This is a genomic window from Streptomyces sp. NPDC057280 (genome assembly GCF_042668605.1).
Lineage (GTDB): Bacteria > Actinomycetota > Actinomycetes > Streptomycetales > Streptomycetaceae > Streptomyces.
In genome coordinates this window covers 58,980-73,499 of the sequence record NZ_JBHUYR010000013.1, presented here as the reverse complement: position 1 = coordinate 73,499, position 14,520 = coordinate 58,980, and the positions used below count along the sequence as shown (strand labels likewise).

Below are 14,520 nucleotides of genomic sequence, written 5' to 3'. Positions count from 1 at the left end.
GACACCCATGGAGTACGGCAGCATCGAGCGGGAGATCCACATCGACGCCACACCCGAGGTGGTCTACGAGGTCGTCAGCCGGCCCGAGCACCTGAGGGAGTGGTGGCCCGACGAGGCCGAGCTCAAGCCCGTGCCCGGCGGCACCGGGGTCATCTCGTTCGGGGACAGGAACTCACCGGACGCGAAGGTCGAATCGCTGACCGTCGTGGACGCCGATCCGCCCCGGCGGTTCTCCTTCCGGTGGGTGTACGACGAGGGCGAGACCCCGACACCGGCCAACTCCCTCCTGGTGACCTTCGACCTGACCCCGTCCGGCTCGGGCACGCTGCTGCGCTTCAGCGAGGCGGGGTTCCGGGAACGGGGCTGGGAGGCGGCCGTCCTCGAGAACGCCTACCGCGAGCACGTCACCGGCTGGGACCACTTCCTGCCGCGTCTCGTCGCCTACGTGAACCGGCTGGTGTCCACGCCGTGAGCGTCACCGTCGACGACGAGCTGTGGTCCGCCGTCGGAGATCCCACCCGGCGCCGGATGCTCGACCTGATGCTGGCCGACGGCTTCGGCACGGCGACCTCACTCAGCGACCGACTGCCGGTCACCCGCCAGGCGGTCGCCAAACACCTCGGCGTGCTCCACCGGGTCGGGCTGGTCCACGCGACCCCGTCCGGCCGCGAGCGCCGCTACGAGGTGGACGAGGAACAACTGGCCCGCGCCACCGCCCAGTTGGCCTCGGTCGGGGCGAGCTGGGACGCCCGGCTGCACCGCATCAAGCGGATCGCCGAGGCGATCCAACGGGACCGGGAGAACTCACCCCAGGCCCACCCGGAGAACACGACATCGAAGAGAGGTACCGACAATGCCTGACATCCTGCACAGGATCGGAGTCACCTCGTCCCCCGACGCCGTCTACACAGCCCTGACCACGGTCGACGGGCTCGCGAACTGGTGGACCCAGGACACGGAGGGCGACCCCCGTGTCGGCGGCGTCATCAAGTTCCGCTTCGTACCCGGCGGGTTCGACATGAAGGTCCTGGAGGCCCAGCCCGCCGAGCGCCTGGTCTGGGAGGTCGTCGACGGGCCCGAGGAATGGATCGGCACCCACGTCCGCTTCGAGCTGAAGCAGGAGGACGACTTCACCATCGTGCTGTTCCGGCACGAGGGCTGGAAGGAGCCGGTGGAGTTCATGTACCACTGCAGCACCAAGTGGGCGACCTACCTGATGAGCCTCAAGAAGCTCGTCGAGACCGGCAAGGGCGAGCCCGCGCCGGACGACGTCCAGATCAGCAACTGGCACTGAACGCCCCGCCGGAAGCGCCGTCAGCGGACCACGTCGAAGACGTTCTTCTGCAGGCCGTTCGCGTACGCCTCGTGCTCGACCAGCTTCAGGCGCTGCTTGTCCTTGTCCGTCGTCGAGAACAGGCGCTTGCCGGCGCCGAGGAGGACCGGGAAGACCAGCAGGTGGTAGCGGTCGATCAGGTCGGCGTCGGCGAGTGACCGGTTCAGGGAGGCGCTGCCGTGGATGATGATCGGCCCGCCCTCGGTCTCCTTCAGCTCGGCGACCTCGTCGAGGGAGCGCAGGATCGTCGTGTCGCCCCAGTTCGAGACGAGGTCGTCGTCCTTGAGGGTCGTCGACACCACGTACTTCGGCATCACCTTGTACTCGGCGAACTCCTCCATGTCGGGCCACACCGGGCTGAACGCCTCGTAGCTGGTCCGGCCGAGCAGCATGGCGCTCGCTTCCTGCTGCTCGCGGCCCTTGATCTCGAACGCCTCGGGGAGGAACTCGATGTCCTTGAACGTCCATCCGGCGTTCCGGTAACCGGGCTCACCGCCCGGCGCCTCCACGACGCCGTCGAGCGAGATGAAGGCGGTGCTGATGAGGGTGCGCATGTCGGTTCCTCCGTTGTGTCTCTGTCCGTCCGGTGCTGTCTCGTGTCCAGCTGTCATCTACGACCGCTGATCACGGAGAAACTCATCGGCTGACACCCACCCTATTTTTCAGATCCTTCTGCGGCCCCTATCCCGGCGTCACCAGCCGCGCCTCGTACGCGAACACCGCCGCCTGCGTCCGGTCCCGCAGCCCCAGCTTCACCAGGACGCGGCTGACGTGGGTCTTGATGGTCGACTCCGCCACCACCAGCCGCCCGGCGATCTCCGCGTTCGACAAGCCCTGCGCGATCAGGACCAGCACCTCCGTCTCGCGTTCGGTGAGGTCGCCGTAGGCCGCCTGGGCGGAGACCATCAGATGGGGGCCGTCGGAGAGCCGCGAGAACTCCGTGATGAGGCGCCGGGTCACGGAGGGGGCGAGGAGGGCCTCGCCGGACGCCACCACCCGTACTCCGTCCGCGAGCTGGCGGGCCGAGGCGTCCTTCAGCAGGAAGCCCGAGGCACCTGCCTTCAGCGCCTGGTAGACGTATTCGTCGAGGTCGAACGTCGTCAGCACCAGCACCTTCGCCGCGCCGTCCGCCGCCACGATCTCGCGTGTCGCCTCGATGCCGTTCAGCTCCGGCATCCGGATGTCCATCAGGACCACGTCCGGGCCCAGCTCGCGGACCTTCGCCACCGCCTCACGGCCGTTGACCGCCTCGCCGACGACCTCGATGTCCGGCATCGCGTTGAGGAGCACCGAGAAGCCCTCGCGCACCATCATCTGGTCGTCCGCGATCAGTACGCGGATCGTCATGCGTCACCCTCGCTCGCACTCGTACTCGGCACCGGCAGGTACACCGCCACCTCGTAACCCCCCTCGTCCGTCGCGCCCGCCGTCATCTCGCCGTTCAGCATCGAGACGCGCTCCCGCATCCCCGTGATGCCGTGGCCGGCGCCGGGAGACGGCTTGAGCAGCGCCCCGGCCGGTGGCGGACCGTTGACTATGCGCAGGCCCAGCCCGCCCAGGACGTAACCGATCTCCACCTGCGCGGCCGCGCCCGGCGCGTGCCGCAGCGTGTTGCTCAGCGCCTCCTGGACGATGCGGTACGCCGACAGCTCCACCCCCTGCGGCAGCTCACGCACCGCGCCCGTCACCGTCTTCCGCACGCTCAGTCCCGTGTCCCGCACGTTGGCCAGCAGCCCGTCGAGGTCGGCGAGCGTGGGCTGCGGGGCGTCCGGGGCCTCGTAGTCCTCGGCGCGGACCACGCCCAGCACACGGCGGAGTTCCGTGAGCGCCGCCACCGCGTTCTCGCGGATCGTCGCGAACGCCCGCTCCAGCTCCGGCGGCGGGTTCTCCACCCGGTAGGGCGCCGCCTCGGCCTGGATGGCGACCACCGACATGTGGTGGGCGACCACGTCGTGCAGCTCGCGGGCGATCGTGGAGCGCTCCTCCAGCAGGGTGCGCTTGGACCGCTCGTGCGCCGTCACCGTCTGCTGGGCGGTCACCTCCCGCTCGGCGGTCCGGCGTATCTGCCAGACCGTGACGACGAGCAGGGCCATCGCGGAGACGACCAGCATGGGGCCGGTGTTCGTGGCGTAGTGGCCCCAGCCGAAGACGGTCTCGGAGACGAAGCCGTACACCGCCGTCAGCACCCACATCCATGCCGCCGTGCGCGGCCGGGTGCGTATCGCCACGACCGTCAGCACCGTCAGATGGGAGATGAAACTGCCCGGCAGCCAAGGCCAGTTGGACCAGGATGTGCCCAGCACGGCGACGGCGGTCGTCGAAGCCAGCGAGAGCCAGAACGCGCCGACCGGCCTGATCAGCGTGACCAGCACCGGCGCCAGCGCGAACAGGCCGCACAGCATCGCCGACACGGTGCCCTGGCCGCTCGCCCAGGCACTGAACAGGGCCATCACGCCCGCCGCCGCCACCACCGCGTGCGGGCTCCAGGCCGCGTACTGCCGCACCCTGCCGGACAGCCGGCGGGTGAGCGGGCCGTCCACCGCCATGCGGGGCAGCGGGCGGTAGGCGAAGGCGTCGTGGAACAGGTCCTGGCGCAGGCCCCGCAGGGCGTCCAGGGCGGCCCGCACCTCAGGGCTGCGTGGCTTGTACGCGTCGTATCCGCCCCCGTGCGGCGGCGTCGTGTGCGTCTCGGTCGTCTCGGTCACGATGAAAACGGTAGGCGTGGGCGGGGGTGCACGTCGTCACCAGTGAGAGGGGTCCCTGCGCCTCCCCCTCAAGTACTACGGGTGGCGAAGAGCCACCCGCCGCCGGTGCCGGTCAGTACCCCGACGGCCGCACCAGCCCCGACTCGTACGCGAACACCGCCGCCTGCGTCCGGTCCCGTAGCCCCAGCTTCACCAGAATCCGGCCCACGTGCGTCTTCACCGTCTGCTCGGCCACCACCAGCCGCTGCGCGATCTCCGCGTTCGACAAACCCTGCGCGATCAGCGCCAGCACCTCCGTCTCCCGCTCGGTCAGATCACCCACGCGTTCCTTCAACGGGGGCCTGGGGCGGTTGTCGAGACGGGAGAACTCGGTGATCAGCCGTCGGGTGATGCCGGGCGCGAGCAGCGCGTCACCGGCCGCCACCACCCGCACCGCCTCCGCGAGCTGGTCGGCGGAGGCGTCCTTCAGCAGGAAGCCCGAGGCACCCGCGCGCAGCGCCTCGTACACGTACTCGTCGAGGTCGAACGTCGTCAGCACCAGCACTCTGATCTGCGGGGTCGCCTCGGTGATCCGGCGGGTGGCCTCGATCCCGCCGAGCTCCGGCATCCGGATGTCCATCAGCACCACGTCCGGGGCCAGCTCCGCGACCTGCTTCACCGCGTCCAGACCGTCGACCGCCTGTCCGACCACCTCGATGTCGGGCTGGGTGTTGAGCAGCACGGTGAAGCCCTGCCGGACCATCTGCTGGTCGTCGGCGATGAGGACACGGATGGGGCTGCTGCTCGTCATACGGTGCCGTCCTTGGGGTCGGGGGAGGGGGCGGAGGCGGAGCCGACGGCGGAGGCCTCGGCCCACGGGGGTGACGTCGGCAGGTACGCGGCGACCTCGAAGCCGCCGTCGGGTGCCGCCCCCGCGCGCAGCGTGCCGCCGAGCATCGCGGCCCGCTCCCGCATGCCGAGCAGGCCGTGGCCGGCACCGCGGGAGAGCGGGACCCGGCCGGTGGGCGGCGAGTTGGTGACCCGCACGTCCACGCCGTGCTTGTGGTGGACCAGCCGCACGGCGGCCGTCGCCCCGGGGGCGTGGCGCAGGACGTTGCTCAGCGCCTCCTGCACGATCCGGTACGCCGACAGCTCCACGCCCTGCGGCAGCTGCCCGCGGGTGCCCTGGACCTCGACCCGGACGGTCAGCCCGGCCGCCCGGGTGTTCTCCACCAGGGCGTCGAGCCGGTCGAGGGTGGGCTGCGGGGTGTGCGGGGCGGTGCCGGTGTCGGTGCCGGGCGCGCCGACGGGGTCCGGGGTGTCGGGGTGCTCGGAGCGCAGCACGCCCAGCACCCGGCGGAGTTCGGTGAGCGCCTCCAGCGCGTTCTCCCGGATGCCCTCCAGGTTCTCCTTGAGCTCGTCGGACGGGTTCTCGACCAGGTGCGGGGCGACCTGGGCCTGGATGGAGATCACCGACATGTGGTGGGCGACCACGTCGTGCAGCTCGCGGGCGATCCGGCTGCGCTCCTCCAGCAGTGTGCGCCGGGCGCGTTCCTCGGCGGTGAGCGACGTCTGCTCGACGAGCTGCGCGCGGGCCTCGCGGCGACCGCGCAGGGCGGCGCCGAGAAGCACGACGATCCCAGAGAGGATGACCGCGATCACACCGGTGGGCGTGTAGTCCGGACCGCCCCACAGGCCTTGCAGGACATAGGTGGCGAGTACGGTCAGCGCCAGCGCCTCCATGGCGACCCGGGTGCGGACGCGCAGGGTCAGCAGCAGGAGCACCAGCAGATGGGCGATGATCCCGGCCGCCGTCCAAGGCCAGGTGAAACCCCCCGCCGGGCCCCCCAGCTTGCCGTGCACGGCCACGGCACCCACCACGGTGGCCACCAGGGACAGCCACCACGCCGGTATCGGGCGCCACATCGCGAGGACGACCGCGCCGCCCTGGGCGAGCCCGATGACGAACGCCCAGGTGGACTGCAACGAGCCCTGGTCGCCGAGCTGGGCGACGGCGCCGAGCGTGACGCCGAACGCGGCCAGCCACAGCAGCCCGTGCGGCAGCCAGCGCACCCAGACCGAGGGGGCAGCGGATCCGCGTGGGTGGTCCGCAGGTCGTCGCGCAGTGTGCGCAGCCAGCGCAGCGCCCAGCCCCTGACCACGTGTTGGATCCCCGTCTCCGTCACGCGGCTCAGCCTAGACATGCCGTATCTCCCTCGCCGTACCCCGCTCGGACGGGTGGCCGGTCCGCACCACCCGGGTTCTCGCACCCCGCCGTCGCCCCTGCTCGTAGCCTCGGAACGCCGTCCAGCAGACGACGAGGACGGCGGCGAACACCGGCAGCCAGGCCACCCGCGCCGCGACCCAGCCGAGGCCGTCCGGGACGGTGTGCAGGCCCGGGAGGCGCCCGGCGAGGCGCCCGGTGGCCGTGGTCGCCATCAGCGCCGTCTGATGCCACAGGAAGATCGTCATCGCGGAGAGGTTCACCAGGGCGACCGCCGCCCAGCCGAACGGCCGGCGCATCGCCGTGCGCAGCCGGTCGCGCAGCAGCAGGGCCAGCCCGCACTGGGCCAGACCGAAGGTGACGGCGGCCAGCGTCGGCGGGCTCAGGTTGGACACCGCGGCGCCGGGCACGCCGACCATCGACGCCGGGTATCCGGCCCACGCCACGAGTGCCGCCGTCGCCGCCGCGCCGCCCGCCAGCAGGATCCACCCCGCCCGGCGCCGCTCCAGCTCACCGCGCGTCCAAGCCGCGCCCAGCGTGAACGGCACCAGCCAGCCCGCGGCCTCGTTGACCCAGCCGAGCCAGGACGGGCCGCCAAGGCCGAAGCGGATCAGGTCGACGTGGAGGACGACGGCGAGCGGCCACAGCGGGCTCAGCCGGGTCAGCAGCGGGGTCGCCGCCGTCAGCGCGGCGAACACCAGGAGGAACCACAGGGGCGACAGCGCCAGTTTGACGAGGGTGTGGACGGTGCCGAACTCCGCGCCGGTCAGGAGCAGTCCGGCCGCCGCCACCGTCCACAGGGTGAGGACGGCCGCGACCGGCTTGAACAGCCGGGACAGCCGAGCGGTCAGCCAGGCGCCGTACGTCGTCCCGCGGGCTCTGGCGGCGGCGAGACTCCTGGTCGCCACATGCCCGCCGACCAGGAAGAACACCGCCAGCGTCTGGAACGCCCAGGAGATCGGGGCCAGCCAGGGCATGTGCTGCAACGGGCTCGCCGTGCGCAGGCTCCGGCCGTCCGCCACCAGGGCGGTCACCAGCCAGTGGCCGAGGACCACGCCGAGGATCGCGAGGGCCCGCAGGGCGTCCACGGCCCTGTCCCGGTCGGTGGGGGTCGCTGCGTGAACGCGGGCGGCGCCGTCCTTGAGTGCCTCGCGTATCTGGGGCAGGTCACGCATGGGTCACCTCCGAGGTCTCGCCCAGGACGATCCGGGCCAGGTTGGTCAGCGAGGACGAGCCGGGGTCGAAGTAGTCGCTGTGGCCGCCGTCGCCTGCCTCGAAGCGGTTCGCGCCGAAGGACGGGGACATGGGGTCGGTGCCGAAGCCGACGGTCGTGCCGAAGAGGTCCGTCTTGATGTGCGGTACGTCCGCCACCCAGTCGTCGGTGCCGCGGGCCGCCCAGACGCGGGCGCGGGTGTGCAGGGCGGCGGCGGTGCCGGCGCCGGCGCCGGGACTGCCGAGGAGGACGAGGTCGGTCGCGTCCAGGTCGGTGGCGGCGCGGGCGCAGACGACCGAGCCGTAGGAATGGCAGAGGAGGGAGACGGTGCTGTGCGGGCCGACGATGCCTCGGAGCCGGCGTATGAACTGCCGTAGCCGCGGGGCCGCTTGGTCGGCCCTGCCGGTGGTCGTGACCGTCGTGCTGATGGTGTCCGGGGTCTCGTAGCCGAGCCAGGCGATGACGGCGGTGCGGGGGTCGGTGCGGTTCAGCTCGTGTTGGAGGGCGGTCGCTTCGGCGCGGAAGCGGTCGTAGGTGTCGAGGGAGGTGTCGGAGCCGGGGACGAGGACGGCGATGTGGTCGGCGTGGGGCAAGTCGCCGAAGACCTCGGTGACTTGGCCCTCGCCTCGGCCGTCGAAGCGGAGGAGGTGGCGGGTGGGGGCGGCCAGGGAGCGGTCGGCTGCGGCGCGGTGCGTGTCGCCGTGGGCGGCGGCCATGCGGGACGCTTCGGCGGCGTTGGCTCTGTTGGCCGCGTAGGCGGTGTCCAACGTCGACGCCGTCAGTGGGGGGAGCGTTGCAGGAACCGGTGCCGGGATCTCCGGGCGAGCCGCGGCGGAGAGAGGCAGTACCACGGCGGCCGTGATGAGGGTCGCGAGGATGCCTCGGCGCCAGGTGTGGGTGCGGCGGGGCGGGGGTGCGGGCAGGGGCGTTACGCCCGCCCGCAACCTCCGCCGGTTGATCGAAAGCCCCACGTCCGTCTCCCCCTCCCGGTCCGCCCGTCCCTCGGGCCCGACTGACTGGGAAATTACGGATCCGGACGCATCGTCCGCGTCCCGCCGGGGAGCTCACCTCCGGCGTAGCTCTCAGGTACTACGGGTATGAAAGGGAACCCCTCACCACATCCCGCCGCCTCCCGTCACCACGCCAACTGCGCGATCTCCTCCGCCACCACCGCACACGCGTCCGCCGCCGGATCGATCAGCGGGAAGTGGCCGACGTCCTCCAGCAGCGTCACCCCCACCACCTCCCCCGCCTTGGCCGCCGCGTCCGCGTACGCCTCGGCCACCGCCTGCGGCACCACGTCGTCCGTACGCCCCTGCACCAGGGTCGTCGCGATGCCCGTCGGCAGCAGCAGGGCCGGATCGGCATACGGCTGGCGGGACGCGAAGTGGTCCTCGCCGCCCAGGAGTTGCAGCGAGGCGCCACCGCACACGCCCAGCTTCTCCGCCATCGTGAAGTCCGCGATCGGGGCCAGCGCCACCACACCGCGCAGCGGCGGGGGCCGGTCCACGCGCCACCCGGAGTCGGGCGGCAGGACGTGCCGGGCCGCGGCCCACAGCGCCAGGTGACCGCCCGCCGAGTGCCCGGTGATCACCGTGCGCCGCGGGTCGGCCTGCGGGAGGGCGTCCCGTACGAGCCCGGGAAGCGCGTCCAGCGCCGCGGCCACGTCGTCGAACGTGTCCGGCCACCGTCCGGCCACAGGACCACTCGCGGGACCGCCCGCAGGACCACCGGAGGCGTCCTGCCCTGGCAGCAACGCCCCCCGCCGGTACTCCACGTTCGCCACGGCGAACCCCCGCCGCGCCAGATAGTCGGCGAACGGGGTGATGTGCCGCCGGTCGTACGGCGCCCGCCACGCGCCGCCGTGCAGCACGACGACCAGGGGGGCCGGGACCCCGGCCGGGAGCTCGCTCCTCGGGGCGTAGAAGTCGATCACCTGGTCGGGGTGGTCGCCGTACGCCGAGCTGACGTCGGGGTCGACGGGCGGGTGGGAGAACGCCGACTCCTCCTCGGCGGCGGCCCGGGCTGCTGCGGAGTCGTCGGGCATGCTCCAACCTCTCAGCGATGAAACGCAATTGAATGAGAATTCACGGGAATTCGACTGTTGGCGGGGACGGTATCAGGCCCGTGACGTGCGCGGACACAGGGATGTCACGCTCGGTGAGGGTTAAACGGTTCTGCTGTTTCGTTACGCTGAGCCCCTATCGCAGGACATCCCCCACCCCAGTCCCCACAACCGCCCCATGGAGGCCGATATGTCCGCCGAACCCGGCACCGTCCGTCCCGGAGGGCGTACCGCCCGTGTCCGCGCGGCCGTGCTGCGGGCGGCCGGCGACGTCCTCGCCGAGCACGGGTTCGCGCATCTCGACCTCGCCGACGTGGCCCGCCGCGCCGAGGTCGGCAAGACGACCGTCTACCGGCGCTGGGGCTCGGTGACCGGCCTGGTCGCCGATCTGCTCGCCGACATGGCCGATCAGTCGCTGCCCCGCGAGGAGACCGGCACCGTGCTGGGCGACCTCCGCGCCAACGCCCGCCTCGTCCAGCGCACCCTCGCCGACCCCCGCCAAGGCGCCCTGTTCCGCGCGGTGATCGCCGCGGCCACCTGCGACGAACGGACCGCCCACGCCCTGCGGCGGTTCTACGACATCCGGGTCGCCGAGTGGGCCCCCTGCGTCCACCAGGGCGTCGCACGCGGGGAGTTGCCACCGGACACGGACGCCGAGGAAGTCGTACGAGCCGTGTCCGCACCGCTCTACTACGCGCTGCTGACCACCGGAACGCCCCCGACCCCCGCCGCCGCCGACCGCGCGGCACGGGCCGCGCACGCCGCCGCGACAGCAGGGGTCTACACGCACGACCAACGGGCCGGCGCATCCCCCGACACGCACGACTAACGGCCCAGCACATCCCCCAACACCCGTGCCGCCCGCTCCACGTCACCGAAGCCGACATACAGCGGCGTGAACCCGAACCGCAGCACATCCGGATGCCGGAAGTCGCCGACCACGCCCCGCGCGATCAGCTCCTTCATCACGTCCCCGGCGTCGTCGCACCGCAACGCCACCTGGCTGCCGCGCTCCGCGTGCGCCTCCGGCGTCACCGACTCCACCCGGTCCGCGGGCGCGTAGGCGGCCACGCACTCCAGGAAGAAGTCGGTCAGAGCAAGGGACTTGGCCCGCACCGCCTCGATCGACACCCCGTCCCAGACGTCGAGTGCCGCCTCCAGGGCCAGCATCGAGAGGATGTCCGGCGTACCGACCCGCCCGCGCAAGGCGCCCGCCGCCGGTTCGTACGAATCCCGCATGCCGAAGGGCTCGGCGTGCGAGTTCCAGCCGGGCAGCGGGGAGTCGAAGCGGTCCTGCAGCTCCCGGCGCACATACAGGTACGCCGGTGAACCCGGGCCGCCGTTCAGGTACTTGTACGTGCAGCCGACCGCGAGGTCGACCCCGTGCTCGTCGAGCCCGACCGGCAGCGCGCCCGCGCTGTGGCACAGGTCCCAGACCGCCACGGCCCCCGCCGCGTGGACGGCGGCCGTGAGCGAGGGCAGGTCGTGCAGGCGGCCTGTGCGGTAGTCGACGTGGTTCAGCAGCACGGCCGCCGTACGCTCGCCCAGCACGCCCGGCACCTCGGCCGGCGTCACCGGACGCAGCGTGCACCCGGTCATCCGCGCCGCCGACTCGGCGATGTACCCGTCCGTCGGGAACGTCGTCGCGTCGACGACGATCTCATCCCGACCAGCCCCAGCCAGCCGTACCGCCCCCACAAGTGCCTTGAACACGTTGACACTTGTCGAGTCGCCGACCACGATCTGCCCGGCCGCCGCACCCACCAGCGGAGCGATCCGGTCGCCGATCCGCTCCGGCGCCGTCCACCAGCCGCTCTCGTCCCAGGACCGGATGCGCAGCTCGCCCCACTGCCGCCGGACCACGTCCTCGACGCGCCCGGGGACGGCGGCGGGCAGCGCGCCCAGCGAGTTGCCGTCGAGGTAGACAACCTCGTCGAGCACGAACTTCCCGCGCACGCCCGCCAGTTCGTCGCCGGCGTCGAGCTTCTCAGCCCTGATCGCAAACTCAGACATGCGACCGCGCCGTCCACAGCTCGGGGAACACGTTCTTCTGCGCCCGCTTCTCCAGCCAGGCCACCCCGGCGGAGCCGCCCGTGCCCGCCTTGGCGCCCATCGCGCGCCGCGTGGCCACCAGATGGTCGTTGCGCCAGCGCCACACCAGCTCGGCGACATCGGTCAACGCCTCGCCGAGCCGGGCGAGTTCGTCGTTCGGGTCACCGGAGTAGAGGGCGGTCCAGGCGGCCTCCACCTCGGGCGACGGCTCGTACCGCCGGGACACGTCACGCGTCAGCACGGCGTCCGGGATGGCGTGCCCGCGCCGGGCCAGCAGCCGCAGCACCTCGTCGTACAGGCTCGGCTCGTGCAGCGCCTTCTCCAGCTCGGCGTGCACGCGCGGGGCACCCCGGTGCGGGACGAGCATGGACGCCGACTTCTCGCCGAGCAGGAACTCCATCCGCCGGTACATCGCCGACTGGAAGCCGGAGCCCTCGCCCAGCGCGGCCCGGTAGGAGTTGAACTGCGCCGGGGTCAGCTGGCCGAGCGGCCGCCAGGACGCGTTCAGCGCCTCCAGCTCCCGTACGGAACGCTTCAGCGCGTCGACCGCGACCGGCACGTCGTCGGAGCGCAGCGCGCGGGCCGCGGTCTCCCACTCATGGACGATGACCGTGAACCACAGCTCCATCACCTGGGTCGTGACCAGGAAGACCATCTCTCCGGGATCGTCGGAGAGGGTGTGCTGGAGGTGGGTGAGCACGTCCGCCTTGACGTAGTCCTCGTACGGCGTCGTGCCTTCGAAGTCGAGATGCGGGGTCTCGGGCTCCAGGTTCTCGTGAGCCTCGTGGGACATCGCTGTCTCCTGTTGTGTACTCCGGGTAGCGGTCCGCCCCTGCCGTTACCGACACGGGGGCCCCGGTCCCCACCCGAATCCTCAGCCGTCACCCCCGGCGTGCGCAAGGCCCGACTGCATCACAGCCGGGCCCGCACACGTCTCACCAGGTCCAGGTCCTAGCCCAGCGTCTGGGCCGCCGTCGGCGAGGAGTCCTTCAGGAACTGGCTGCAGCGCTCGTACTCCTCCTGCTCGCCGATCGACCCGGCGGCGCGGGCGAGGGCGTGCAGGGCGCGCAGGAAGCCGCGGTTCGGCTCGTGCTCCCAGGGGACCGGGCCGTGGCCCTTCCAGCCGTTGCGGCGCAGCGCGTCCAGGCCGCGGTGGTAGCCCGTACGGGCGTAGGCGTACGACTCCACGACGCTGCCCCGCTCGAACGCCTCGTCGGCCAGCTGGGCCCAGGCCAGGGAGGAGGTGGGGTACTTGGCGGCGACGTCGGCGGGTGCCGTTCCGTTCGCCAGGAGCTCACGGGGCTCCGGGTCGTCGGGGAGGTGGGTCGGGGGCGGGCCCCCGAGGAGGTTCTCGTGAATCGACATGGCTCCAGTCTCCTCCATGGCCCACGCCGGCCGCCCCCGCGGCCAGGCCCCCACCGACCGCCCCCTCGGCCAGGCCCCCTACGCCAGCTTCCCCCGTGTCCGCTGCCCCTCCAGCGGCGGAGCCGTGACCGAGCCGTGGTGCAGGCATTCGGGACGGGTGCAGTCCGGCGGCAGCGCCCGTACGGTCGTGAAGGCCACCGCCGCCCCCACCACCATCGCCCCCGCGCACACCACCATCGCCCGCCCGAACGCGTCGTCGAAGGCGCTCGGTGTGCGGTAGGCCTCCTCGCCCATTCCGGCGATCATCGGGAGCGCGGCGACCGCGATGAGGCCGGCCGCGCGGGCCGCCGCGTTGTTGATGCCGCTGGCCAGGCCGGCCCGGGCCACGTCCACCGAGGCCAGCACGGTCGCGGTGAGCGGGGCGACCAGGGTGACCAGGCCCAGGCCGAGGACGACGAGCGCGGGCAGCACGTCGGCGAAGTAGTTCGCGTCCGGCCCGACCCGCAGCATCAGCAGCATCCCGACCGCGCACAGCAGGGGCCCGGCCGTGAGCGGGACGCGCGGGCCGATGCGGTCCGCCAGTTCGCCGGACCGGGCCGAGAACAGCAGCATCATGACGGTCGTCGGCAGCAGGGCCGTACCGGCGCCCAGGGCCGAGTAACCGGCGACGACCTGGAGCTGGAGCGCGGCGAGGAAGAAGAAGCCGCCGAGGGCCGCGTAGACGCACAGGGTGACCAGGTTGACGGCCGTGAACTGCCGGGACGCGAAGATCCCGAGCGGCATCATCGGGTCGGGGCGCCGCTTCTCGACGTACCCGAAGGCGACGCCGGTGCCCACGCCGAGCACCGCCGTGATCCAGTCCGCCTCGATCAGCGCGTACGTCACCAGCGCCAGCGCCAGCGCCCCCAGCAGCGCACCCAGGACGTCGAAGCTGGTGTGCTTGCGGCCGTCCCCCGACTCGGGCACGTGCCGTACGGCGATGGGCGCGCACACCAGGGCCAGCGGGACGTTCAGCAGGAACACCCAGCGCCAGCCGGGCCCATCCACCAGCCAGCCGCCCAGGAACGGCCCGACGGCCGCGCCGATGCCCCCGAAGCCCGACCACAGCCCGACCGCCCGCCCCCGGTCGTCGGGATGGAAGGAGGCCTGGATGAGCGCCAGCGAGCCGGGCGTGAGGAGTGCCCCGCCCACGCCCTGCAACGCCCGCGCCCCGATGAGCACCCCGGCGTTCGGCGCGAGTCCGCACAGCAGGGAGGCGGCGGCGAACCACACCACACCGATGACGAAGACCTTGCGGCGCCCGTACCGGTCCCCGAGCGAACCGCCCAGCAGGATCAGCCCGGCCAGCGTCAGCATGTACGCGTTGACGGTCCACTGCAGCGCGCCGAGATCGGCGTCGAGGTCCCGCCCGATACGCGGGAGCGCCACGTTGACGACGGTCGAGTCCAGCATCGCCATGCTGGAGCCGAGGACGGTGGTGAGCAGGATCCATTTGCCCTGCGGCGAGGCCAGCCGGACGTCAGCCATGCCCCCAAGTAAACAGTGAGCCCGGCGCCGAAGCACCGGGCTCACAGAACACGACGT

15 protein-coding genes and 1 pseudogene are annotated in these 14,520 nt (G+C 72.2%); 4 read left to right on the top strand and 12 right to left on the bottom strand.

Annotated features, from left to right (window positions below):
• Positions 1–7: 7 nt before the first annotated feature.
• Genes ACFUO4_RS41235 through ACFUO4_RS41225 form a run of 3 tightly spaced genes read left to right on the top strand, consistent with a single transcriptional unit; the run spans position 8 to position 1,294 of the window.
• Positions 8–472, top strand: a complete 465-nt coding sequence (locus ACFUO4_RS41235) for an SRPBCC family protein (protein WP_383495180.1) — start codon at positions 8–10, stop codon at positions 470–472.
• The gene (locus ACFUO4_RS41230; RefSeq protein WP_383495177.1) at positions 469–861 is read left to right on the top strand and encodes an ArsR/SmtB family transcription factor; all 393 of its coding nucleotides are present in this window, start codon (positions 469–471) and stop codon (positions 859–861) included. The genes ACFUO4_RS41235 and ACFUO4_RS41230 overlap by 4 nt, the downstream gene beginning before the upstream one ends.
• A complete protein-coding gene (locus tag ACFUO4_RS41225) occupies positions 854–1,294 on the top strand; it encodes an SRPBCC domain-containing protein (RefSeq protein ID WP_079310848.1) in 441 nt (146 codons plus the stop codon). The genes ACFUO4_RS41230 and ACFUO4_RS41225 overlap by 8 nt, the downstream gene beginning before the upstream one ends.
• A gap of 20 nt (positions 1,295–1,314) precedes the next feature.
• On the opposite strand, the gene ACFUO4_RS41220 is transcribed toward ACFUO4_RS41225, so the two are convergent.
• From ACFUO4_RS41220 to ACFUO4_RS41185, 8 genes and pseudogenes are all read right to left on the bottom strand, one after another.
• Positions 1,315–1,887 carry a dihydrofolate reductase family protein gene (locus tag ACFUO4_RS41220; RefSeq protein WP_383495174.1) on the bottom strand — a complete coding sequence of 191 codons (573 nt, stop codon included), beginning with the start codon at positions 1,885–1,887 and terminating at the stop codon, positions 1,315–1,317.
• Between the two features lie 127 nt (positions 1,888–2,014).
• On the bottom strand, positions 2,015–2,680 hold the full coding sequence (locus ACFUO4_RS41215; RefSeq protein ID WP_383495171.1) for a response regulator: 666 nt from the start codon (positions 2,678–2,680) through the stop codon (positions 2,015–2,017).
• Positions 2,677–4,038 (bottom strand): sensor histidine kinase, encoded by a 1,362-nt coding sequence (locus ACFUO4_RS41210; RefSeq protein WP_383495168.1) that lies wholly within the window; start codon positions 4,036–4,038, stop codon positions 2,677–2,679. Before ACFUO4_RS41210 ends, ACFUO4_RS41215 begins: the two co-directional genes overlap by 4 nt.
• Positions 4,039–4,150: 112 nt before the next feature.
• The gene (locus tag ACFUO4_RS41205) at positions 4,151–4,828 is read right to left on the bottom strand and encodes a response regulator transcription factor (protein WP_079310844.1); all 678 of its coding nucleotides are present in this window, start codon (positions 4,826–4,828) and stop codon (positions 4,151–4,153) included.
• A pseudogene (locus tag ACFUO4_RS41200) lies at positions 4,825–6,221 on the bottom strand (sensor histidine kinase). The gene ACFUO4_RS41205 and the pseudogene ACFUO4_RS41200 overlap by 4 nt, the downstream one beginning before the upstream one ends.
• A complete protein-coding gene (locus ACFUO4_RS41195) occupies positions 6,214–7,416 on the bottom strand; it encodes an acyltransferase (protein ID WP_383495163.1) in 1,203 nt (400 codons plus the stop codon). The pseudogene ACFUO4_RS41200 and the gene ACFUO4_RS41195 overlap by 8 nt, the downstream one beginning before the upstream one ends.
• Positions 7,409–8,398 carry an alpha/beta hydrolase gene (locus ACFUO4_RS41190; RefSeq protein WP_383495425.1) on the bottom strand — a complete coding sequence of 330 codons (990 nt, stop codon included), beginning with the start codon at positions 8,396–8,398 and terminating at the stop codon, positions 7,409–7,411. Before ACFUO4_RS41190 ends, ACFUO4_RS41195 begins: the two co-directional genes overlap by 8 nt.
• 191 nt (positions 8,399–8,589) lie before the next feature.
• Positions 8,590–9,501, bottom strand: coding sequence for an alpha/beta hydrolase (locus ACFUO4_RS41185; protein ID WP_079310842.1), 912 nt, complete (start codon positions 9,499–9,501; stop codon positions 8,590–8,592).
• Positions 9,502–9,709: 208 nt separating this feature from the next.
• Between ACFUO4_RS41185 and ACFUO4_RS41180 the strand changes: the two genes are divergently transcribed.
• On the top strand, positions 9,710–10,348 hold the full coding sequence (locus tag ACFUO4_RS41180) for a TetR/AcrR family transcriptional regulator (protein ID WP_383495160.1): 639 nt from the start codon (positions 9,710–9,712) through the stop codon (positions 10,346–10,348).
• Here the strand turns inward: ACFUO4_RS41180 and kynU are convergent.
• The 4 genes from kynU to ACFUO4_RS41160 all read right to left on the bottom strand — a co-directional run bounded on the left by kynU (position 10,345) and on the right by ACFUO4_RS41160 (position 14,463).
• Positions 10,345–11,532 (bottom strand): kynureninase, encoded by a 1,188-nt coding sequence (kynU, locus tag ACFUO4_RS41175; RefSeq protein WP_383495157.1) that lies wholly within the window; start codon positions 11,530–11,532, stop codon positions 10,345–10,347. The genes ACFUO4_RS41180 and kynU overlap by 4 nt on opposite strands.
• Positions 11,525–12,364 (bottom strand): tryptophan 2,3-dioxygenase family protein, encoded by an 840-nt coding sequence (locus ACFUO4_RS41170; RefSeq protein ID WP_079310840.1) that lies wholly within the window; start codon positions 12,362–12,364, stop codon positions 11,525–11,527. The genes kynU and ACFUO4_RS41170 overlap by 8 nt, the downstream gene beginning before the upstream one ends.
• 158 nt (positions 12,365–12,522) lie before the next feature.
• Positions 12,523–12,936 carry a DUF3151 domain-containing protein gene (locus ACFUO4_RS41165; protein ID WP_059194130.1) on the bottom strand — a complete coding sequence of 138 codons (414 nt, stop codon included), beginning with the start codon at positions 12,934–12,936 and terminating at the stop codon, positions 12,523–12,525.
• Between the two features lie 78 nt (positions 12,937–13,014).
• Entirely contained in the window at positions 13,015–14,463 is a 1,449-nt protein-coding gene (locus ACFUO4_RS41160) for an MFS transporter (protein ID WP_383495153.1), read from the bottom strand.
• Between the last annotated feature and the right edge of the window lie 57 nt (positions 14,464–14,520).